A 21,666-nucleotide genomic window follows, 5' to 3' on the forward strand; every position below is an offset into this window, starting at 1 on the left:
TTTCGGGGGTATTGAACCCCACTCAATCAGCCCTCCTATCCCCCTCACCGCCAAGCTTCGCTGTGGCGGGAGTACCCCGGAGGCTTAGATGGATATTTATAAATTTGCAATTAGTCCGCTTTTGTTCAATGTGGTAAAAACAGACCCGGAGTGGTTACATCAGCAGACGATTCGCAGTTTTAATTGGCTATCGCAAACCCCTTCTAGTTGGGTGAACCAACGCTTAAACCAGTCTTTATGTCTATACGATTCACGGCTAGAACAAAATTTGTTTGGGCTAAAGTTCCCAAATCCCATAGGGTTAGCGGCTGGCTTCGATAAGGATGGAGTTGCTGCCGGTATTTGGCCTAGCCTGGGTTTTGGCTTTGCAGAATTAGGAACTGTAACTTTTCACGCACAGCCAGGAAATCCCCGTCCTCGTTTGTTTCGCTTGCCGTTGGATAAAGCTGCTCTCAATCGGATGGGCTTTAATAATAGTGGTGCAGTAGTAATGGCGGCACGATTAGCACAGGAAAAAGAGGAGTCAACTCACTTAATACCCATAGGGATAAATTTGGGTAAATCTAAGGTAACTCCTCTAGAAGCAGCCGCACAAGATTATCTCGATAGTTTTCGCTTACTCAAGGATTTGGCAGACTATTTTGTTGTTAATGTCTCTTCTCCCAATACGCCGGGGTTGCGATCGCTCCAAGATGCTTCGATGCTCGGTGCTATCTTGAATTTATTACAGCAAGAAAATACTGCACAGAAACCAATTTTTGTCAAGATCGCACCAGATTTATCATGGTCAGCGATCGCTGATATTATAACCCTTGCTAAAACCTACCAACTGGCGGGAATTATCGCCACTAACACCACCATCAGCCGTGATGGGCTGAAAACCCAGGTAATTGACCAAACTGGCAAATCACCCCAGGATGAAGCAGGCGGAATTAGTGGTGAACCATTGCGCGATCGCTCCACTGAGGTAATTCGTTTTATTTGGCAGCAAACTCAAGGACAAATCCCAATTATTGGCGTTGGTGGCATCTTTTCTGCTGAAGATGCTTGGGAAAAAATTACTGCTGGTGCTAGCTTGATCCAGGTTTATACAGGCTGGATTTATGAAGGACCACTGATGGTACGCAAAATTCTAGCAGGTTTACTTTCCCAGCTAGAACAAAGCGGATTAAATTCCATCAACGAAGCTGTAGGTTTGGAATTCAAAAATCAAAAGTAATTAAAGAAGAATTCAGAATCTAACCTTCTTCTTCCACTGGGAAAAACTCTTTAGTTCTTTCCGAGTATGACCAGGCAATGCCATCAGGGTCTTTGCTGCGACTCCACTCAGGAAACTCTGGATCATTTCGCCGTTTATAAACGGTACTGGAATAGACACTTAGCCGTTTGGCAAGTTCAGATTGAATGAGAGAGCCAAAAATTAACTGTTTTTCCAGCGATCGTTTAGCTTCTTCATGTGTCTGCTGTGGGAGTGATTCGGTTTCTGGTTGTTCCTCCGGTATAGTTAGTGGTGGTGCTAGGAGCGATCGCGCAGTTTTAGTAACTGGTTGAGTATTAAGCTCTTTAACAGGCTCACTACTATCAAGAATATTCCCCAGAATGCTGGCAGTTATAAAGTAATAAGACTGCCCAGCCTCTTCGGAGTTAACTATACTGGCACCAAATTCTGAGGCTTTGCCATCCAAGTAGCGTTTTGCCGTTGTTCCGGGAAAATTGCCCTTGATTGCCAAGTCCATTGGCGTCAGTCTGCCTTGATTTTCTCGAACCAACTGATGAAAAATTGGGTTAACTCGCACAGTCCACTGTTGCCATTGATATTCCTGCCAAACCTTGAAGCCAATTACCAGGACAATTAGTGCCAGTAAAATTCTCCAAGTGGCAACTAGGAAAATAATCAAAAACGAGATGGGCAAAAGTAGAACGAGAAAAGCCTTGCCGTCACCTTCTATGGGTTTCTCACTCATGCCGATTTTTGCCAAGTGAATTTTAATAAATAATATTATCTATCTTGGCAAAAATTGGGACACTTTTTTGTATATTTTGGCAAACTTCTGGCAAATTTGCCGGCAAAACCTTTCTTTAGTAGGTGTTATCGGCTGATCATCGTTCTACTGATCTCAGGTTGGTCTGCGATGCCTAGGTTGGTAAACTACGCGCAAAAGTTTTTCCTAGAGAAAATAAGAGGTTTTTGATAACCCGTAACTTGAGTTACCTAATTAATTTAAAGACGCGAAGTGCGGCTTCACGTCTCTAAAATCCCAAATATTCACAGCCTGACTTGGTTCAAATGACTGCGGGGATTATAAGTACGTATAGCGCGGATTTTTTCATAATATTCCCGCTCTTGTTGGCTGAGGTCTTTTGGTGGGACGATCGCCACCTTCACCAACTGATCGCCGCGTCCACCCTTGGCGAGGGGCCAACCTTTCCCACGTAAACGTAGAGATTGACCAGAACGCACTCCTGCTGGTAGCTTGACGTTAACTGAACCATCGGGTGTGGGTACATCAATAGATGCTCCCAAGGCAGCTTCATCTGGTGTGATTGGCACTTCGCAAACCAGATTATCGCCTTCCATTTGGAAGAACGAGTGGGGTTGGAGTTCGACTTTTAAGTATAAATCGCCACGTTGTTGAGTCATGGGGTTGATTTGACCTTTGCCCCGCACGCGTAGTCGAGTACCAGTTTTAGCCCCAGATGGGATGATCACATCTATTGTTTCGTTACCTAAACTGAAGCGCTTTTTCACACCATTAAATGCTTCAGCAAAACTGAGAGCGATCGCAGCTTCACTATCCTGGTTAGTACCCGTACTTGCATCTTGAAACCCAAAATCGTTAAAGCCGCTAAAACCACTTGCCGAACTTGCAGGAGTGCGGTAAGAGTAACTTTGTGAGTAACTTTGTCGCCCCCCACCACGAGGGGTAGCACCACCAAAGCGTCCTAGCAACTCATTAATGAACTCATCAAAATTGCCATATTGACTGAAGTCAAAGTTACCCGTATCCACACCAACACCGCCGGATGGGAAACCTTCACCAGCTTGTTTCCAATATTGACCGAATTGGTCGTACTTTTTGCGTTTATCTGGATCTGACACAACTTCGTAGGCTTCACTAACTTCTTTGAAGCGTGCTTCTGCCTGTTTGTTGTTTGGATTGACATCAGGGTGATATTTGCGGGCTAGTTTCCGAAAAGCTTGTTTAATTTCCTCTGGAGTGGCAGTCTTACTGACTCCCAAAATAGCGTAATAGTCTTTGAAGTCGGTTGCAGCCATATAACAGCCTCCTATAGAAATTCCCGTTATGTTTTTTTTTAAGATGAGAGATGTTTAATTTGCCTGGTATAGTGCCAAACAAAAAGAATCTGATTTTAAATTAACAAAAAATATAGAAAATCAAGTGTGGTTCTCGCTCAACGAGCAATCGCAATTTCCGTACTCCGATTTTTCTGATAAGCGGATCAGGCTGTCTAGTCCCTCTTCCAGGCTTGGGGGGGCATCCCGGAGTTGACGGTGCATCCGCAAAATAATTTCTTCTGGAACCTGGCGCGATCGCCTTTTATTCCGTGCCAAACACAGCCAAACTGGTGTATCTACCCAAATTCCCCTAATGTGGGTAAAGTCCAAATCACGAGCTAAGGCAATAACCTCACGACGATTACGGCGCTGGGCATTAGTGGCGTCGAAAATAGCTATATTTTCGGTGGAAATAGCTTGCTGAAATTGCCGCTCAATTTCTTGCCAAATCACCAGCCACGACCCCTGAACCGATTGGGAACCGAACAAATGCCCCCGAATAGCATCTGTAGAAATCAGCTGCATTTGGGGGCATTCTGCCAGTAATTGTTTTGCCAAAGTTGACTTACCGCTACCTGGAAGACCAATCAGTAAGAAAAGTGAGGAGTGAGAAGTGAGGAGTGAGGAGTTATCAGAATTTTTAGTCATTAACTCATAACTCATAACTCATAACTCATAACTCATAACTATTAAATGATGGTTCCATCGGGAATTTCAGCATTTTTCAAGACGACAACGATGCCACTGCGGATGTAGAAACCTTGACCTTCGCGGTCAGCTTCTTGCACATTATCTTTATTAATAATTTTGACATCATGACCGATGCGGGCATTTTTATCAATGATGGCACCGCGAATGATCGTGTCAGTACCAATGCCTACGGGAATGTCACCTTTTACTAAGCTACATTGGCGTTCCACAGAAGCTTGGTAAAAATCTGCACCCATGAGCAAAGATTCTTCGATGATGCAGCCAGATTCAATCCGCGATCGCACTCCTAATACTGAATGTTGAATGCGGCAATTTTTCAGAATACAACCCTCGCCGATAATTGATTCTGTGATGTGGCAATCTAAAAGTTTAGTCGGAGGTAAGTAGCGAGGACGGGTATAAATTGGCGCTTCTTCATCGTAGAAGCTAAAGGGTGGCTGGGGTTGCTGAGTGAGTGCTAAGTTTGCTTGATAAAATGCTTCAATTGTTCCAATATCTTCCCAGTAGTCATCAAATAGATAAGCTTGGACGTTGTAATCCTTAGAAGCGTCAGGAATAATTTCTTTACCAAAATCCGTCCGTTCTAAAGATTCCCTCAACAACTTGAACAATACCTCTTTTTTAAAGACATAAATCCCCATTGAGGCAATGTAAGGCTGTAATTTAGCTTGTTCTTTTGTTAATCCCAGTACGCTTGTATCAACTTGCATTTTGATTAACGCTTCGCCTTTGGGTTTTTCGCTAAAGTCAATTACCCTACCGGAATTGTCAATTTTCATTAAACCAAAATCTGAGGCGCGGCGCTCATCAATGGGAATGACTGAGAGAGTAATATCAGCATTGGTTTCTCTATGGCGCTGGATAAACAGGCGGTAATCCATGCGGTAGAGGTGATCTCCTGAGAGGATCAGATATTCATCTGCATCCCATTCTTCCAACAGCCACAGATATTGACGCACAGCATCGGCTGTACCTTGGAACCAGTTAGGGTTTTCTGGCGTTTGCTGTGCGGCTAAAACTTCCACAAAGCCTTCGCTGAAGCCACTAAAGTTGTAGGTACGGGCGATGTGACGATTTAGAGAAGCTGAGTTAAATTGTGTCAGGACGTAGATTTTGAATATTTCGGAATTGATGCAGTTACTGACAGGGATATCGATTAACCGATACTTACCCGCCACTGGTACTGCTGGTTTAGCGCGGAGTTTGGTTAGTGGGTAAAGTCGAGTACCCGCGCCACCACCAAGAATGATTGATAAAACTTTTTTCACAAAATTTCTCCCGACTGCCTTTCAACTCTCATCTTCAGTTTAGGACTGTCTGCCACCAGAGGTAAGGGGGATCATCTGATTCTTTAGGATGAATTTTACAGAATGCTGGTATTATATAGATATGCGGCTGATAAGTAGAAAGATAGAAGATTTTTATAAATCATCTCAAACACTGAACCCACCTAAATTTTTACTCTGATTTACCAAACGCAATTGCTGCGATCGCTTCAAAGATTTCACCCAAGGCTGGTCTGACAATTGGGAAATGGCATTTGGTGAAAGTGTTGCCGTAAATATATCTTTGCCACTGGTAACATCAGTGACGCCCAAACTTTCTAAAATAGCAATTGCAGCAGGGCTTAAGAATGGTTCGGTATGGACAAAAACCGTCAAACTAGCTTCCTCTAAGCTTTGAAGAGCATTTATTGCTGTAGCAAGGGCAGCATCTAGCTTTTGATAATTCATCAGTAATCTCTTGGTAAAAAGGCTAGGCAATTTTTAGTCTATCCTACAACCAATGTCGAAAATTTCTCCATTTATGCATCCTAAGTAATATCATGTCCGTATAAATAGTTATGATTCCCACAGTCATTGCACCCCACCCCCAACCACTCCCCGCAAGCAGGGAGGGGAGACAAAGCCTAGCTTTGGCTCTTTGGGGTTCTTCGGGTTTAATAAGTAATCAAGCGGACATGATACAAGTGGGCGAGAATAAATCAAAGTAGATTAAGTAATGTAAAAAATCTGGAGATGAGTTCGTAGTGTTCGCAAACCTTGAATTATTCACGCCGATCCACTTACTTTGATCATTTCATTTTTTGAAACCTTTCAGAGCAGTCTTTTAACTCAGTCCTCTTCATGGGATTGGCGATCGCACCATATTCAACCTCTTCTAAGTTGATGAGGAAGAAGCTGCAAGAGCGATCGCTAGTGGTAAAATCCGATGTTCTTGAATTTGAATCCTGGCGTGGAGTGTTTCTGCGGTATCATCTGGTAGTACTGGTACTGCGGCTTGCATCAAGATTGGGCCACTGTCCATTTCTAAACAAGCTATATGCGCTGTACAACCAGTGATTTTTACCCCAGATGCTAAAGCTTGTTCTACAGCATGGATTCCTTTGAAACTAGGTAACAAACTAGGATGGATATTAATAATCCTCTCAGGAAAGGCATCTATGAAAACTGATGTCAACAATCGCATCCAACCTGCCAAAATTACCCATTCCACATCGTAGTGCTGCAATGTCTGCACAATTTTCTGATCAAACTCTTCTCGGCTTTGATAGTTGCGGTGATTTAATAAGACAGCTTCTACACCTCTATTAGCTGCTCTTACGGCTGCTTTCGCCAAGGGGTTATTGTAAATTAAAACTTGAATTTGGGCATTTAGCTGCCCATCTTGGATAGCTTGGGCAACTACATCAAAATTGCTGCCATTCCCAGAAGCCATAATTCCCAGTTTTAAAGGGGCGACTTGTTGGCAAACATCGCTAATGCTGGGAGAAACCAAGCTCAGGTTAGAATCAGGGCGGAGGGTCATAAACAGCTAAAAGGGTTAATTATAGATAGATGCCAAGAATATATACTAAGTCGTGGTTGGATAATGATACAGCAGCAGCCGGGATTTTTATCACATAAATAGGTAAAATCTCATCCTTTGATTTAGCAATGTCTCCTTCCATGTTGCGATGTCTACGATGGTCACTGAGCTTGCCGAAGTGCGCGCTACGCCTACGCCTGATTAAGTTCTGCTGTAAATATTTAAACAAAACTCATCCAATGGATATAGGTGATATTCTAAAACTTGGTATGAAGGAAACAACACAGAGATTAAAGCCGCACAGGATTTAATTGCAGCATAGGTAAGTTAAATGGCAAAGGTAGCGTTGCTGGTTGGAATCAGTGAGTATGAGCCAGGGCTGAACCCTTTGCCCAGTGCAGTTAGAGATGTGGAAGCAGTGTGTGAGGTGCTGCTGCATCCAGAGATGGGCGGATTTGCTGCGTCAGATATTATACTGCTAAAAAATCCTGAGCGACAAGCTGTAGAAATGGCGATCGAAACGCTGTTCTCCGGTCGGCACAAAGATGATTTGCTCCTACTGTACTTTTCAGGACACGGTATGAAAGACGATCGCGGTAGGCTATATTTGGCAACTCGCAACACCAGTAAGACACCGCAGGGCGAATTGATTCGCTCAACGTCGGTGTCCGCCAATTTTATTCACGATCGCATGAGCGGAAGCAGTTGCAGCAAACGTGGCAGACGTTGGGGTTGAGTGAAGGGGATGTGGGAGCGATCGAGAGGCGGATTAATGCGGAGATTGAAACGTATCAAGCAAATTTGCGGCAATATGAGCAAGAGTTTACAGAAGGTGTTCAGCAAGAATATCCGCTCAGTGCTTTCAAACGCTCTCAACTAACGCAACGTCATCAAGGGTTGAATCTGACTGCTGAGGATGTGGCTGCAATTGAAAATCCAATTATTGCTGCGATCGAGGAACATCGGCAAAAGCTGCAACAGTATGAACAGGTGTTTAAAGAGTCAATTCAGTTTGAATATCCTCCTAGTGATCTCACTCGTGAAGAACTACAGCGATTTCAACGAATTTTAGAACTAAATGATGCGGATATTTCTGCACTGGAAGCAATTATTATTCAATCATCTTCAGAAGCAGAATACCGGAAACAGCAAGAGAGAATCAGACAGCAACAAGAGGCAGAAAAACAACAGCAGCTAGAGGAAGTAGAATATCGCCAAAAATTACAGCAGTATGAGCAGGAATTAATTAAAACAATTAAAGCAGGAAATTCCCTTGATAGTGATGATGTTCGGCAGAGGTTAAGGCAATTTCAACGGACTCTAGGACTTAAACAAACGGACATCACTGCAATTGAAACCACAGTTTTAGCAAGCCAAGTATTGATTAAACCTCCGATTCAGCAGCCAAGACCTGCTCAACCCACTCAATCGGCTCCAGAGCGAATTACCCGACAAAAGTTTTTGAAGTGGGCTGGCTTTGGAAGTGTAGGTTTAGTGATAACAGTAGTAGGTAGTGAAATTTTTAAGGGTCAATCACCGACACCTGAATCTACTGATCAACCTGCTAACAAATCGATAACTATTTCTGTAGCGGAACCTAAATATATTCCCCCTACTGAAGGAGCGTCTAAAGCATTTGGATTACCGTTGTGGACGATTGAGTTTGAAACGGTAACGGTAGATGAAAAGGGACAGGTAATTAAACGAGATTCTAACAAGCAAGCTAAGTTCTTCAAGGAGAACTTAGGCAATGGCATAACTCTGGAGATGGTTGAGATTCTTGCTGGTTCATTTAAGATGGGTTCACCATCAGGGGAAGAGGCAAGAGAAAAAAATGAAGAACCACAGCACACTGTGAATGTGCCTGCTTTTTTTATAGGCAAGTTTGAAGTGACTCAGGAACAGTACCAGCAAATAATGGGTAGCAATCCGTCCAACTTCAAGGGAGCAAAACGTCCTGTAGAGAAAGTGTCCTGGAATGATGCAGTAGAATTTTGCAAAAAGCTGAGTCAAAAGACTGGGCGCAAATATCGCCTACCTAGTGAAGCAGAGTGGGAATATGCCTGTCGTGCAGGAACAACGACACCATTTCACTTCGGCGAGACTATTACAACTGAGTTAGCCAACTACAATGGGAATTACACCTACGCTTCTGCACCAAAGAGCAAATCTCGTCAAGAAACAACAGAAGTTGGAAGTTTTCCACCCAACGCCTTTGGATTATACGATATGCATGGGAATATCTGGGAGTGGTGTCAAGATACTTGGCATGACAGCTATAAAGGAGCGCCTAGTGATGGAAGTGCATGGATAGGTAATAATCTAGAGCAAATTCTGCGGGGCGGTTCCTGGTTCGACGATCCTCGTAACTGCCGTTCCGCGTATCGCTACAACCTCACGCGCGACGACCTCTACTACGACACTTTTGGTTTTCGTATTGTGTGCGCTGCCGGGAGGATTCTTCAGTAGCCCTTTACACTTTAGCTCTTTTGCCCTCTACCCTTCTTTCCTTTACCCTTTTTGAGTGTAGCGAAGCGGAACGATCTAATTTTTTTAAAAAACGTGTAAATTGCCCTGTATGTATCTCCTTCAAAATCATCTACAATTTCTAAAACCCCAGTGCCTGTAAATCCATGCAAAGGTTTTGCGTCAGGATGCTTTTCACCATGTTGTGCTAAATCCAGAGCATAACCCATTACATCTTGCACATCTTCAGGGAAATCTTTTAAATCATCAAGAGCGCTTGCAATCCATTTGAGGGGTTTTTCTTGTTTTTCACTCATGTAATGCTAATAATAGCATATTAAAGTATAAGCGATGCCTACGGTGGTCACTAGCTACATTGAGAGTATTACTAGATGAAAACATTAGAGTGAGAGCAAAACAACTAGTGGTCTGTCAGAACCAAATTTGTGCATGAACACCGTGTTTCGACTTCGCTCAACACTCGTTCATCTGTGGGTTGAGCGAAGTCGAAACCCACAACCTTAGACTTGACAGACCACTAGAACAACAAGGGATTAAAGCCATTGATGCTCTCCACGTTGCTTGTGCCGAAGCTTCTCAAAGTGATTATTTTATCACTTGTGATAAGAGATTAATCAATCGCTGTCAAGGTTTAACACTCAAAGCAATCAACCCGACTGATTTTATTTTTGAGATCGAAGATGACAATTAAAGTTATTAACGAACAGCAGAATTTCCAAGAAGTAATGCAGGTACTTTTTACACATTTAGAGCCATCCAAGGTGATGAGATTTTGGGCAGGTTGTAAATTAGATGAAGGTGATTATTTACAACTAAAAGAAAAGCTATTTGCTCAAGATAATGTTGATATTTTGTATGAAAAAATTCAAGCCTATCAAGACATGGAATGAAATATCGGATGAACCAAAAGCTTACCCAAGCGATCGCTAATAAGCTAAAACACATCTAATTTGCATATTAAAATTTTCTCAATATCTTGTGGGGTGGGCATCTTGCCCGCCCTGATTATGCAACTTGAACGCCGATTAGCTTACTAAGATAAACCAAGCTAAGGGTAGAATCAGGGCGGAAGGTCATAACAAGAGGGTTAATTATAGATGCAAAAAAAATATACTAAGTCGTGGTTGGATAATGATACAGTAGCAGCCTGGATTTTTCTCACACCAGCACTAGTTTTGCTGGGCGTTTTTATCATTTGGCCGATCGCGTATTTGTTCTATCTCAGTTTCACTGCTGGTAGTTTCACTTTAAAAGGTACTTATTGGATAGGCTTAAAAAACTATTGGCGCTTGCTACTTAACCCTGATTTTTGGCAAGTTCTGGGTAACACCTTTTATTTTAGTGTTGCCACCATTATTCCCAGTTTAGTTATCTCCTTGGGATTGGCAGTGTTATTAAACCGCTCCATTCCCTTACGTGGCATCCTGCGGAGTGCCTATTTTCTCCCTTCAATCATCTCACTGGTGGCAGCCGGTTTGGGATTTCGCTGGCTGTTTCAAACATCAGGGCCAGTTAATGGACTTTTAGATTTTTTTGGCATTGCGCCCATACCCTGGCTAGGAGATACATTTTGGGCAATGCCGGTAATTATTTTAATGAGCATTTGGAAACAACTGGGTTTCAATATGGTGGTTTTTTTAGCAGGGTTGCAAGCAATTCCTCCCAGTCGTTATGAAGCAGCAGATTTGGATGGAGCAAATGCTTGGCAACAATTTTGGTATATTACTCTGCCTGGATTGCGTCCGACTGTCATATTTACAATCATCACTACCGCGATTTTTACGTTGCGGAGTTTTGAGCAAGCTTATGTGATGACTGGCGGTGGCCCACTGAATTCGACTAATTTGCTAGTTTACTACATTTACCAAGAGGCTTTTGCTCAATTTGATTTTGGTTATGCAGCTGCCGCCGCGACGGTGTTACTAGCAGTGACGCTGGTACTAGTTTATTTGCAATTGCAAACTTGGGGAGAGGAGTAGGGGTTTTTCAAGTTTCTACTTCTTATATAGGCTGCGATATTCCCAAGGATTGACAAATTTAGTATCACTCCAAACGCCGAGTCGTTGTTCCTTCGCTTCAGTTTCGGCTTGTTGAACTAAGTCTTTACTAGGACATTTATTTAAATAGGGACGATACACTTTTGCTAAACCTTCTTGCAACAATACTTGTTGTACAAAAGTGCCATTTTTTAAACGGACTTCGGCGATTTTACGCCCATAGCGATCGCTATCTGTGATATTCAAAGTCACGCGATCGCCTCCTTGTTGTACCAGTTGTTGCACCCGTTCTTGGGCTTTTACACCCCAAGTAAATTGATTGCGATCACTAGTGCGTTTACTCTGCTTTTCTTTGTTAGTATGAGCTATCTCTGGCGCATCTACACAAGCAAAGCGCACGGTGAAATTTTTACCGTTAGTATCTTTAACTACTATAGTATCCCCATCACTCACTCGCTCAACCGCGTCTCCAGAAGTACCGACAAAGCGATCGCAGCCCATCAAACCCCAAATTATGATAGTTGCAGAAAGCCAAAATCGCACTGGTTTAGTTAATTTCTCCATCCAAACTCACCTGCATTACCTCTGTGGGATGATACTAGCAAAATGACAAGATATATTTGTTAACTGTTGACATAATAAGAATTGTAACCTTCCAATTGTCAGGGGGAATTTCTGATGAACTTCTTGACTCACGTTCTGCATCTAGCTGGTTCAGGTGCTTTTGCCTATTACTCTGCTGCTCAAATTCGTGATTCTAAAACCCGCCCCAACATCCTTGCAGGGTTTTATTTTGCCGAATCTGGCTCTGTGCCATTTTTATCTGCACTTAGCGATCGCGCCGCAGCCGAGGGCGATACATGGCTAGCCGAAAAACTAGCAAAACACGCATCAGATGAAACTAGGCATGGTCAAATTTTTGCCCACGCCTTACAACAATTGAATAAACAAGTTATAGATTTTAAGCGTCAACCTCAAACTACATCTACAAATAAATCACAACAGCGTAGTCCATTTTTTGCAGCATTCTTTGAGGGCTATACCCAAGAACAGCTAAAACCTGCTGTTATTGACTGGGATGTGTTTATGGCTAGCACATATATTTTGGAGTTAGATGCTAGCAAAGACTTTGCGCGAATGGCGAAAGTATTACCTGATAACGAGTCAACCACTCGTAACTTGAAGTTAGGAATGCTTTGTATTGCCCAAGATGAAACTGGACACGCTGCTTATCTCTATGAAGCGATGATGCGACGGATGTCTGCGAATCAAGTGCAAAAACTTGTAGATATGTGGCGAACCCGCAAGGTAAACGCCGTGTTGGCAATGGTTGGCGGTATTCTCCAGCGTAATGGTGAAACGCGATCGCTAGTCCAAGATAGTGCGCCGTCGGAAATCGATTCTGAGTTGGTAGCTACGTAATTATAGATATCTTGAGTATTTAATAATCAAATACCCCTGGCTTTAACTTTCGTTAGCCAGGGGTTTTTATTTTTAATTTATTTAGATATTCTCTTTTTTTCCCCTCTAAGCTGTTACGTATACAACTTGCATTATCAGGGCGGGCAGGATGCCCACCCTACAATCATCTTGAAAAAATATTAGTGCAAATTAAAGGCGCAACAGCTTATTACAACCCACATTCCACAGGCGCGATCGCAAAACATTGGATTTAAATTTAATATTTTAAAAGTTAACCTAGCTACACCCTAATTCATAGATATGCCTAACAAACGGTTATTAACTTGATCAGTTATTCTGCCAGCAATATAATCTGTTTATTCCCGCTAACGTTTACTAATAAAGGTTTACCGATTTTTTAAAAAATATTAAATCTTTACTAAAATTGGAAAAAATTAACTGGAAAAACCATTGATAAATTTGAGAATTAGCCCTATTGTACTCTAACGCTCTTTAATCACTCTTACCAGAGAATAAAGTCAAACTTATTAAGATACAAGGCTTTTGACCAAAAAATCATGATTAATAGCATTGTGTTAGAAAATAAAAACTTCAACCTTCTTACTATATGAGGTTTAAAAGTTAGCTTCTATTTTTAGTTGGCGAGAGTGATGGAAGAAAGTTAACATAGCCGGGCTTCAAACTATTAACAATTGTGGTAAAAACTAATAACTCTACCAGCGCGTCTGTTGCACAGAAGGATGATTATCCAGGACGTGCCTACTTTATTCGGCATGGTGAAAGCACCAGTAACGAACGCAACATTTTTGCAGGAGTACTGGATGTTGACCTCACTGCATTTGGTAGGTTACAGGCACGTCGTGCAGGTGCTGACATTAAGAAAAAAGGCATCAAGTTTGACGCTGTATATGTCTCTCACATGAGACGGGCGCGGCAAACTTGTGAAATCGCCCTCGCTGAAAGTCAGGCGCTAAAGTCGCCCGATATTTCTGTTGAGATTGACCATCGAATTAGCGAGAAATCCTTTGGCATTTTTGCAGGTCGTAACCTAAATCTACTTCGTCTTGCCCTTGGCTACGAAGGCTTTGAGGAAATGTTGCATTCCCATAACGAAGCACCTCCGGCTGGCGAGAAGATTGCCCAAGTTTACGGACGCGCTGCTTCTTTCTATGACGAACGGATTGTACCGCACTTGGAACGGGGTGAAACTGTTTTAGTAGTATGCCACCAATATGTATTGGAGCCTTTAGCACTTTATTTAAGCGATTTACCACCCACTGCTTATGAACACTTGAAACTCCCTAATGGTAAAGCTCTCAGTGGTGAGGAGCTAATCAAGTTTCGTGACAAGGAATCTGGCGGTGCAGCTTCGGTGCGTAAACAGATCAACGATCTGTCAATTATGTGGGCAATTTTGCTCTATGCTGCTGCGTTCTTACTGGGATGCTTGGTAAGGGCAATCAGCGCCTCCTCAGTCGGAATTCCCTCAGAGCTATTTCGAGCGCTAATCGTTGCCTGTCTGGCGGCTTCAACGTTTTATACTTACCTGGACATTGACTTTGCCGCGAGTAAACGCAAAGTAACTTCAACAGTGAAGTATATAGTCTACGCCTGGATGTTGGTGAGATGGGTAGTTGGGCTACTTTTAATATTTTCTGGAATCTTGTATCAAAATCCGGAAGATTTGTACAAAGTTATGTGGGTGCTTTTTTGGATGGTTCCACCCGCCCTTACTTCCCCAGTTTTATCGGTACTCTGGGGCGGTAATCTCTATCCCTCGGCTATCTTATCAAGGACGTTATCAATCATCGCTCCAGCTGCACTGATTGTGACATTTGGCTTGGCAAAACAATTACCAATTAACAGTTCAAGCCTGATATTTTTCGGTGTCATTCTAATTGTTGGTTTGGCAATACCGGGAGCGATCGCTCAAATTTGGCGTGACAAATCTCCTGTTGAATCAAATCACCACAGTAAGAACTGGAAATTTATTGGAGTGCTTGCTGTCGCATTAATGGCTTTGGCAACTGGGTTTCAGTTTACACCATCAACATTTATCAGCGATTTATTTTTCTCAACGGATGCAACGCGATCGCTAGCTTGTTTGCAACAACTGGCAGTGGCAACATTAGTCTTTATCTTAATGCGCGTCTTTGCCGTATTAACTTCAGTGTTTACAAAAGACAAGCTGAATAAGGCAGAAGCCAGGGATGCTTATATCCTGCTTGTTAATCCCAACTTTTTCCTTTGGGCTGCTCTTTTCCTCGGAGTTAGTGCAACTGCAAATCCTGACGCGATCAAATATGCAATTTTTTGGGCAGCACTGGGATTCTTCTGCATACCACTCGTTGAGCAGATATTGTTTATGAATTCATTTGGTAATGAATTATTGCGAGAAACACTGCGTTCTTCGAGAATGGCAACAGAAGATGTGAGAAAACTGTTCCAGGAATTGGATACAGATGGCAGCAATGCACTTGATAGAGACGAGATTATGGAGCTTTTAGGTCGAATAGAAGATATGACAACAGGCGAACGTAGCTCTGAAGATGTCAGGAGGTACGTAACTGATTATCTTTTCAATATTCTTGATGCCGATAAAAATGGCACAGTCGATTTGCAAGAGTTAGAAGAGTATGTATCAACCTACGGGTTAGTTGCTAACCTGAATGTTGTCTCTGCTGGTGCATCCCCGGTAACAATTTAATTTGCTCTTGCAGGGCGATCGCATCTTAATTAGTCTTGACAAAAACCTTGGTTAATCTATCAACATTTTTAAATTCATGCTGACAGATAAAGCCCTTATTTCTACATCCGCATCAACCTTTGTTGTATTTACATCTGATGCTCAGTATGCACCTGCTGTACAATTGATGAGTTTGCTAACGGATCTGGAGTTTTCAAAAGTTCGGGCATTAAAACGTTTTGGTGTTGTAGCATCAACAAATTCAGCCATTGAATGGGTGAATATCAACACTGTCTCTCCAGATATTGTTCAAGAATATTTTCGTGGTGCTGAAACTGCATTTGTGTTTATCATGCCCACAGATTTGTCGGATATTACTCAGCTGACGCGCTCAATGCTAGAGATGGCAACAGAAGCAGGAGTCCGCCGTTTCGCGTGGGTTGCACCTGCTTGTCCTACCGGAGGTGAACTAAGCGATGTCTATCGACAAGACGCTCTGCATCTACGCCTGACTGAAGCTGCAAATCTTGTGCGTGACTCTGGGTTAGAGACTTTGGTTTTATCTCATGCACCCTTACTGTCTGATTTGCTGGAGCAAAAGAAAGAATTAAAATTCCGTCGCACCCTATCTTTGCCACTGGGCAACAGCAGTTTACCTTGGTTAGCACCAGAGGTAATTGCCCAGGCATTGTCTAAATGGACGCTGGGTGAATTGAATCACGAACCGCCAGAACTTTTGACAGGTGCGACGCAACTCAGCGGACAGGATATTGCCAAAGGACTATCGGATGTACTGACGCAGACTATGAATACGCGGCAGTTTGCTCAACTACGATTTCAGGCGATCGACCTAGATCAAAGTGGACAGATTGATCCAGAAGAACTGTTTCCCTATCTGTTGGATTTGGGATACAGCCACGACGATGCCCAAACAATTTTGCAACAGGCAGACACAGACAACAGTGGGACAATTGATTTTGAGGAATTTATTCAGGGCTTAGAAGAACATCTCAACAAAATTTTGGCAAAGGTGCCGACTGAGGTGCGTTACTTTGACGTGCCAGCAGGAGCAGCATTGCACGACTGGATGGTAAGCGGTATGAGCGATAAGGCAGCCCAGTCCCGCTTAGAGTGGCTCAAGACATTGAATCAGTATGGATTGCCAGAGCAGGGACAAGCCGTAACCGAATGGCTGAATTTACCCAATCCTTCTCTAACAGATTGGGCTAGCCAAAATATTTTGGAATTGATCAACGTCTACATTCTGCCAGGGCGAGGCATTCTTACCGTCAGCGAAGGATTGCTGGAAGGAAGACCTGCACTCATCACCCGTTTGCTGCAAGCTAATAACAGAATGCTGATTGGTCAGCGCAGCCTTGATGGTGAACTGTTGGAATGGCGCTGGGCAGATGAGGATATCAGCAAGATTGAGGAGGTACGCTATACAGCAGAAAACGGCGGTGAACGAGTCCTCAAATTAAGAGACAGCAAGCTGGCTAGCCTTTCTGTTAAAGGACGTTGGGCAGGGCGGCGGTTGGCAATTCAATTATTTTTTCAAGATGAACCTTTGCCACGTTGGCAGGTTGCTTTGTTCCGAGAACTAGGAGAATTGCAAATTGAGGAAGCCATAACGCTGGGTTCGGATAGCGATATTGTTTGCAACTGCACAAAGACCACCTGTGGTAAGGTGCGGGAACTGATCGAGACAGGTCTGGATACGCTAGAAAGAATTGTTGAACAAACCCAAGTCACAATGGTTTGTGGCAGTTGCCAACCCCTAATTGAAGAAATGCTGGGTTCCGCAAGTCTGGCGGTTGCTGAACTTATTGTTAAACAAGACTTAGGACGAAAGATGGTGTCCTTGCAGTTTCGTCCGGTGTATGAACAAATCGTTGCTTCTAAACCAGGACAACATATTTTGATTCAAGGGCGGGTTGATGGAAATTGGGTGACTCGCGCTTATACTTTGAGTTCACCTGCCGAGCAAACAGAGCAGTATGAAATCACAGTTAAACGTGAGGAGTTAGGATTATTTTCACGGTGGTTATCCGATCGCGCCGATGCAGAAGCTTTAGTCCGTATTTCGCAACCACGCGGTGAGTTTGTCTTAGAAGATGAACAGCCCGTTGTCTTCTTTGCCGGAGGAATTGGTGTAACCCCAGCGATCGCGATGATGCGAACCCTTGCCCGTCGCGGCGATACTCGTTCATTTCACCTTGATTGGTCGGCTCCTCATAACGAAGATTTCGTCTTGAAGTCAGAATTAGAAGAACTCACTGCTGCTCACCCGAATTTAACCTTCACCCTGCGAGCAACGCGATCAGGTAGTAGGCTAGATGCGGCAGCAGTACAAAATCTCTATCCCTATGTTGAGGGAACAGTTGCCTTCATGTGCGGTCCTCAGCCCTTCATGGATGCAATGCGAGACTATTTGCGACAGTCAGACTGGCAAGATACTGCCATTCGTCAAGAGTTATTCTCCTCGAAGTTGGATGAGGAGGGCAAAGCTAAAGCTCCCGTCCGGCAGGTAATTCAACTAGCAGGAGGCATTACCCCGATTGAGCAATACAGTATATATGTTGAGCCGATCGCCTCGGTGATGCAAGAAGCAGAAGTATTTCTCAAGCAATGTTACTTAGAACAAGGGTTAGCGGAAGTATTCACGCCGCGCTGGCAAGAGGTAAAAGCTGCCATTGAGCAGACAGGAACCTACGAACACACTTACGATGAACTAGCATACGGCACAAAGCTAGCTTGGCGCAATAGTAACCGCTGCTTGGGACGGAATTTTTGGCAAAGCTTGCAACTCCGCGATATGCGACATCTGCAAACCGAGGAAGAGATTTTCCAAACTCTGGTGGAACACATTAAGTTTGCCACCAATAATGGCAATTTGCGATCAAGCATTACCATCCTCAGTCCTTACCTGAAGATTCGGCTATGGAACGGTCTGATGCTGCGCTATGCAGGTTATCGGCAACCAGATAATTCAATTTTGGGCGATCCTGCCAACGTGGAGTTGACTGAGCAAGCACTGAAATTTGGTTGGACTAAAGAATCTCGAACCCGGTTTGATCTACTACCGTTAATTATCCAAATAGGAGAACGAGAGCCGAAATGGTTTGAAATTCCACCAGAAATTGTTATGGAAGTTCCTCTTTCCCATCCCCGCTATGACTGGTTTGAGGAATTAGGACTGAAGTGGTTTGCTTTGCCTGCGGTTAGTAATATGATGCTCGATATGGGCGGTATTCAATACCCTACACCATTTAACGGCTTCTACATGGGTGCAGAAATTGGAGCAAGAAACTTTAGTGATATTGATCGCTACAACATGCTGCCAATTGTTGCCGAAAAGATCGGCATAGATTGCAGCGAAACAATGACACTGTGGAAAGATTTAGCTTTAGTAGAACTAAATGTGGCTGTCCTGCACTCCTACAAAAAATATGGTGTCAGGATACTTGATCACCACGCATTAACCGCTTCCTTTATGCAGTTTCTAGATGAGGAAAAACAGTGTGGTCGTCATGTTTATGGCGATCGCATTTGGCTGATTCCACCAATATCAGCTTCCACGACTCCGGTGTATAACGTAGAGTTTGAAAATCGTCTTCTGAAACCTAATTATTTCTATCAACGTGACCCCTGGCAAACAGAATCTGCTGCTGCTAAGTGTCCATTCCATCATCAGGCTTAAGCAGGCAAAAGGGGTTTAAGGGGGGTAAGGGTATAAGGGAAGATTTATTTTCTTTTATACCCCATACCCATACACCTCTCTTTCTCTAAATTTTCATACGTAAGTCCTAAATATTTTGGGTATAGGTGCGTTCGTTATGAGCTATGACAAGAATTGGTTTAAATTAGTCCTGAATTTCAGAAGTTCTGTTATTTGGGATATTAAGTATCAGGTGGCAGTAACTATGATCATTGCTCTGATCATCACGCTCATATATGAAAAAGGAGGATACACAAAATTAAGTCAGCCGACTTTAGCCGGATTGATTCCGGGGATTGTACTCGGCTTGCTGTTAGTTTTCCGCACGAACACTGCCTATGAGAGATTTTGGGAAGGTTGGCAGATTGGCGGGATGACAATATTTACAGGTCGTAATTTATCTCGGCAAATATGGATGAATATCATCGTTAAAAGTTTTGAAGATAAAGAAAAGAAAGCTTATCATCTGCGGTTAATTGCAGCATTTTTTGTTGCTATGACACAACATTTGCGGCGAGAAGGAGTAGACGATCGCCTGAAATGTCTTTTAGCTCCAGAACATTCTTTGCAATTGAAAAATGTCAGCAATATGCCACTCAAAATCACCCAATGGATTGGGGCATATTTAGCTCAACAATACAGCCAGCAACACATAGATAGTATTCAATTTGCCGCCCTCAACCGTTTACTCGACCAATTAGTTGAATGTTTATCGCGTTGCGAACGCATTCTCAATGCACCAATGCCTAAAGCTTATTCAATACATTTACGGCATTTATTGATTTTGTATTGTTTTGCCTTGCCTTTTCAAATGGTGAAAGATTTACATTGGTGGACAGTACCAGTTGTTGGTGTTGTGGCTTTCGTGTTATTTGGTATTGAAGCCATTGGCTTAGAGATTGAAAACCCATTTGGTTACGATGCCAATGACATTCCTTTAGATAGTCTTTGTCGCAAACTACATAACGATATTGAGGAGTTAATTGCTGCTGATGAAGATGCGAGCGCAGCTTTTCACAATTCCCATGTAAGCTAACAATCTTTCCTTCCTATTAATTCTCCAGCATAGCTGCCTTTATTCAACCATAATTCTATGACTGAATCAATTGATATAACGACTACTGAAACATCAACAATCTCTGCTATATTCACAAGTATTCTCAAACAAGTTTGTGAAGAAACAGAGTGGGAGTATGGCGAAGTATGGCTTCCTAAAACAGACACAATTTTGGAACTAAATCCAGCTTGGTACGTTAGTTCACGGGTGAGGGACAATCGGCAAGTTGCCTGGGGGCAGTTCTGGCATTGTAGTGAAAGCTTTATCTTGCGTTTAGGTGAAGGATTGCCTGGACGAGTTTGGGAAAGTCAAACTTCGGAGTGGATTGCCGATGTCTCTGCTGAATCCAAATCCTATTTTTTACGTAATCAAATTGCTAAAGCTTTTGGCGCTAAAGCTGGCTTTGGGATACCTATAGTAGAGAGAAATATCGTAGCTATCCTTGTCTTTTTCATGTCGGAAATTTGGGAGCAAGATAGGTCAATGATCGCAGCAACCGAGGCGATCGTTAGGCGGTATGCAAAGTGTGGCGCAGGTACTACTTTTAGGAATGAAGATGACCATTGAATTTTTAGCAGATTAATACAATTACTTATCTATAAAATTAACAAATAAAGTTAATTTAATGGCTGTTTGTAAAGCTAACTTCTTGAAAAAAGAGTTAAAAGAAAAACACAAAATTGGTTGAAACTTACTTTACAGCAGGAACCGCAGTCATATCAATAGTTGTAGCCATATATCGCGCTCTGCGACCTCCTAATTGTACTTTTATTACAGGTGATAAAAAGATACATATAATTTAAAAGTTTGTGGTATTTTTAGTTTAAGTCTATTATTTTTTCAAGGAGTAATCCATGCTAACTGAACTTCAGACGAAGAAATTGACCTATTATTTTCATGCATTTGACGTAGATAAAAATGGGTCTTTGGAAAAGTCCGACTTTGATAAAATTGTCAATGGTTATGCAGAAGCTTACAAGATAACGCAGGATTCAGAAACCTACCAATATATTTCCTCAACTTATGGTAAGCGCTGGGATGTTCTTGCAAAAGAGGCAGACACAAACGCAGATAATAAAGTGTCTTTAGATGAGTGGCTTTCCTATCAAGACAAGTTACTGAACGATCCCAAAAGTGACTTTCTCTGGCTGAGAGTAGCAAGCATGTTTATCGATATTCAGGATATAGATAAGGACGGTACATGGAGTCTTGAAGAATATAAAATTATGTACAAAATTCACGGAGTTGGTGATGATAGTTTAGCCGCAGAAATTTTTTCCAAGCTTGATTTCGATGGGGATGGCAAAATCAGCAAAAATGACCTCATGAATCTAGTTGCTGATTTCTACTTGAGTGACAACCCACAAGCGCCAGGTAACTTGTTCTTTGGTGCCTACGAGTAAGCTGACACTTAAAAATTCAGATCAAGGATGAGAGGAATTGGCTGAGAACCTGATTTCATCAGGTTCTCAGCCAATATCT

Annotated in this window: 20 protein-coding genes; 12 read left to right on the forward strand and 8 right to left on the reverse strand. The window is 42.7% G+C overall.

Going from position 1 to position 21,666, the window contains the following annotated elements; genetic code table 11:
* Positions 1-88: 88 nt before the first annotated feature.
* Positions 89-1,219 (forward strand): quinone-dependent dihydroorotate dehydrogenase, encoded by a 1,131-nt coding sequence (locus V7K50_RS15265; RefSeq protein ID WP_334961344.1) that lies wholly within the window; start codon positions 89-91, stop codon positions 1,217-1,219.
* A gap of 19 nt (positions 1,220-1,238) precedes the next feature.
* On the opposite strand, the gene V7K50_RS15270 is transcribed toward V7K50_RS15265, so the two are convergent.
* From V7K50_RS15270 to purN, 6 genes are all read right to left on the reverse strand, one after another.
* Positions 1,239-1,964 carry a hypothetical protein gene (locus V7K50_RS15270; protein ID WP_334961346.1) on the reverse strand — a complete coding sequence of 242 codons (726 nt, stop codon included), beginning with the start codon at positions 1,962-1,964 and terminating at the stop codon, positions 1,239-1,241.
* Between the two features lie 302 nt (positions 1,965-2,266).
* The gene (locus V7K50_RS15275; protein WP_334961348.1) at positions 2,267-3,277 is read right to left on the reverse strand and encodes a DnaJ C-terminal domain-containing protein; all 1,011 of its coding nucleotides are present in this window, start codon (positions 3,275-3,277) and stop codon (positions 2,267-2,269) included.
* A 120-nt stretch (positions 3,278-3,397) separates the two neighbouring features.
* Positions 3,398-3,946: an AAA family ATPase gene (locus V7K50_RS15280; protein WP_334961350.1), complete on the reverse strand. Its 549-nt coding sequence runs from the start codon at positions 3,944-3,946 to the stop codon at positions 3,398-3,400.
* A 41-nt stretch (positions 3,947-3,987) separates the two neighbouring features.
* Complete coding sequence (locus V7K50_RS15285; protein WP_334961352.1) at positions 3,988-5,277, reverse strand: glucose-1-phosphate adenylyltransferase; 1,290 nt, start codon at positions 5,275-5,277, stop codon at positions 3,988-3,990.
* Positions 5,278-5,442: 165 nt separating this feature from the next.
* The gene (locus tag V7K50_RS15290) at positions 5,443-5,742 is read right to left on the reverse strand and encodes a hypothetical protein (protein WP_334961354.1); all 300 of its coding nucleotides are present in this window, start codon (positions 5,740-5,742) and stop codon (positions 5,443-5,445) included.
* 427 nt (positions 5,743-6,169) lie between these two features.
* Positions 6,170-6,817 (reverse strand): phosphoribosylglycinamide formyltransferase, encoded by a 648-nt coding sequence (gene purN / locus V7K50_RS15295; protein WP_334961356.1) that lies wholly within the window; start codon positions 6,815-6,817, stop codon positions 6,170-6,172.
* 331 nt (positions 6,818-7,148) lie between these two features.
* Here purN and V7K50_RS15300 point away from each other — a divergent pair, with 331 nt between their 5' ends.
* Together V7K50_RS15300 and V7K50_RS15305 are read left to right on the forward strand one after the other, a co-directional pair.
* Positions 7,149-7,553, forward strand: coding sequence for a caspase family protein (locus V7K50_RS15300; protein WP_334961358.1), 405 nt, complete (start codon positions 7,149-7,151; stop codon positions 7,551-7,553).
* On the forward strand, positions 7,523-9,286 hold the full coding sequence (locus V7K50_RS15305; RefSeq protein WP_334961361.1) for a formylglycine-generating enzyme family protein: 1,764 nt from the start codon (positions 7,523-7,525) through the stop codon (positions 9,284-9,286). The genes V7K50_RS15300 and V7K50_RS15305 overlap by 31 nt, the downstream gene beginning before the upstream one ends.
* A gap of 11 nt (positions 9,287-9,297) precedes the next feature.
* Here the strand turns inward: V7K50_RS15305 and V7K50_RS15310 are convergent, their stop codons facing one another.
* Complete coding sequence (locus tag V7K50_RS15310) at positions 9,298-9,600, reverse strand: type II toxin-antitoxin system RelE/ParE family toxin (RefSeq protein WP_334961362.1); 303 nt, start codon at positions 9,598-9,600, stop codon at positions 9,298-9,300.
* 179 nt (positions 9,601-9,779) lie between these two features.
* On the opposite strand from V7K50_RS15310, the gene V7K50_RS15315 reads away from it, so the two are divergent.
* The 3 genes from V7K50_RS15315 to V7K50_RS15325 all read left to right on the forward strand — a co-directional run bounded on the left by V7K50_RS15315 (position 9,780) and on the right by V7K50_RS15325 (position 11,283).
* Positions 9,780-9,995 carry a hypothetical protein gene (locus V7K50_RS15315; RefSeq protein ID WP_334961364.1) on the forward strand — a complete coding sequence of 72 codons (216 nt, stop codon included), beginning with the start codon at positions 9,780-9,782 and terminating at the stop codon, positions 9,993-9,995.
* Complete coding sequence (locus tag V7K50_RS15320; RefSeq protein ID WP_334961365.1) at positions 9,985-10,194, forward strand: hypothetical protein; 210 nt, start codon at positions 9,985-9,987, stop codon at positions 10,192-10,194. The genes V7K50_RS15315 and V7K50_RS15320 overlap by 11 nt, the downstream gene beginning before the upstream one ends.
* A 207-nt stretch (positions 10,195-10,401) precedes the next feature.
* Positions 10,402-11,283: a carbohydrate ABC transporter permease gene (locus V7K50_RS15325; RefSeq protein ID WP_334961367.1), complete on the forward strand. Its 882-nt coding sequence runs from the start codon at positions 10,402-10,404 to the stop codon at positions 11,281-11,283.
* A 15-nt stretch (positions 11,284-11,298) separates the two neighbouring features.
* On the opposite strand, the gene V7K50_RS15330 is transcribed toward V7K50_RS15325, so the two are convergent.
* On the reverse strand, positions 11,299-11,865 hold the full coding sequence (locus V7K50_RS15330; protein WP_334961369.1) for a thermonuclease family protein: 567 nt from the start codon (positions 11,863-11,865) through the stop codon (positions 11,299-11,301).
* A 114-nt stretch (positions 11,866-11,979) separates the two neighbouring features.
* Here V7K50_RS15330 and V7K50_RS15335 point away from each other — a divergent pair, with 114 nt between their 5' ends.
* The 6 genes from V7K50_RS15335 (at position 11,980) to V7K50_RS15360 (ending at position 21,587) form a co-directional block, all read left to right on the forward strand.
* A complete protein-coding gene (locus V7K50_RS15335) occupies positions 11,980-12,723 on the forward strand; it encodes a ferritin-like domain-containing protein (RefSeq protein WP_334961371.1) in 744 nt (247 codons plus the stop codon).
* Between the two features lie 694 nt (positions 12,724-13,417).
* Complete coding sequence (locus tag V7K50_RS15340) at positions 13,418-15,430, forward strand: histidine phosphatase family protein (RefSeq protein ID WP_334961372.1); 2,013 nt, start codon at positions 13,418-13,420, stop codon at positions 15,428-15,430.
* A gap of 76 nt (positions 15,431-15,506) precedes the next feature.
* Positions 15,507-19,109, forward strand: a complete 3,603-nt coding sequence (locus tag V7K50_RS15345; RefSeq protein WP_334961374.1) for a nitric oxide synthase oxygenase — start codon at positions 15,507-15,509, stop codon at positions 19,107-19,109.
* A gap of 136 nt (positions 19,110-19,245) precedes the next feature.
* Positions 19,246-20,163 (forward strand): bestrophin family protein, encoded by a 918-nt coding sequence (locus tag V7K50_RS15350; RefSeq protein WP_334961376.1) that lies wholly within the window; start codon positions 19,246-19,248, stop codon positions 20,161-20,163.
* A gap of 57 nt (positions 20,164-20,220) precedes the next feature.
* Entirely contained in the window at positions 20,221-20,751 is a 531-nt protein-coding gene (locus V7K50_RS15355) for a hypothetical protein (protein WP_334961378.1), read from the forward strand.
* 287 nt (positions 20,752-21,038) lie between these two features.
* Complete coding sequence (locus tag V7K50_RS15360) at positions 21,039-21,587, forward strand: EF-hand domain-containing protein (protein WP_334961380.1); 549 nt, start codon at positions 21,039-21,041, stop codon at positions 21,585-21,587.
* Positions 21,588-21,666 lie beyond the last annotated feature (79 nt).

This window comes from Nostoc sp. (assembly GCF_036917135.1).
Lineage (GTDB): Bacteria > Cyanobacteriota > Cyanobacteriia > Cyanobacteriales > Nostocaceae > Nostoc.

Bases quoted from the DNA above. Each gene is read 5' to 3' on its own strand.
- V7K50_RS15265 (WP_334961344.1), top strand. From the start codon at position 89: ATGGATATTTATAAATTTGCAATTAGTCCGCTTTTGTTCAATGTGGTA.
- V7K50_RS15270 (WP_334961346.1), bottom strand. From the start codon at position 1,964: ATGAGTGAGAAACCCATAGAAGGTGACGGCAAGGCTTTTCTCGTTCTA.
- V7K50_RS15275 (WP_334961348.1), bottom strand. From the start codon at position 3,277: ATGGCTGCAACCGACTTCAAAGACTATTACGCTATTTTGGGAGTCAGT.
- V7K50_RS15280 (WP_334961350.1), bottom strand. From the start codon at position 3,946: ATGACTAAAAATTCTGATAACTCCTCACTCCTCACTTCTCACTCCTCA.
- V7K50_RS15290 (WP_334961354.1), bottom strand. From the start codon at position 5,742: ATGAATTATCAAAAGCTAGATGCTGCCCTTGCTACAGCAATAAATGCT.
- purN (WP_334961356.1), bottom strand. From the start codon at position 6,817: ATGACCCTCCGCCCTGATTCTAACCTGAGCTTGGTTTCTCCCAGCATT.
- V7K50_RS15300 (WP_334961358.1), top strand. From the start codon at position 7,149: ATGGCAAAGGTAGCGTTGCTGGTTGGAATCAGTGAGTATGAGCCAGGG.
- V7K50_RS15310 (WP_334961362.1), bottom strand. From the start codon at position 9,600: ATGAGTGAAAAACAAGAAAAACCCCTCAAATGGATTGCAAGCGCTCTT.
- V7K50_RS15320 (WP_334961365.1), top strand. From the start codon at position 9,985: ATGACAATTAAAGTTATTAACGAACAGCAGAATTTCCAAGAAGTAATG.
- V7K50_RS15325 (WP_334961367.1), top strand. From the start codon at position 10,402: ATGCAAAAAAAATATACTAAGTCGTGGTTGGATAATGATACAGTAGCA.
- V7K50_RS15330 (WP_334961369.1), bottom strand. From the start codon at position 11,865: ATGGAGAAATTAACTAAACCAGTGCGATTTTGGCTTTCTGCAACTATC.
- V7K50_RS15335 (WP_334961371.1), top strand. From the start codon at position 11,980: ATGAACTTCTTGACTCACGTTCTGCATCTAGCTGGTTCAGGTGCTTTT.
- V7K50_RS15345 (WP_334961374.1), top strand. From the start codon at position 15,507: ATGCTGACAGATAAAGCCCTTATTTCTACATCCGCATCAACCTTTGTT.
- V7K50_RS15350 (WP_334961376.1), top strand. From the start codon at position 19,246: ATGAGCTATGACAAGAATTGGTTTAAATTAGTCCTGAATTTCAGAAGT.
- V7K50_RS15355 (WP_334961378.1), top strand. From the start codon at position 20,221: ATGACTGAATCAATTGATATAACGACTACTGAAACATCAACAATCTCT.
- V7K50_RS15360 (WP_334961380.1), top strand. From the start codon at position 21,039: ATGCTAACTGAACTTCAGACGAAGAAATTGACCTATTATTTTCATGCA.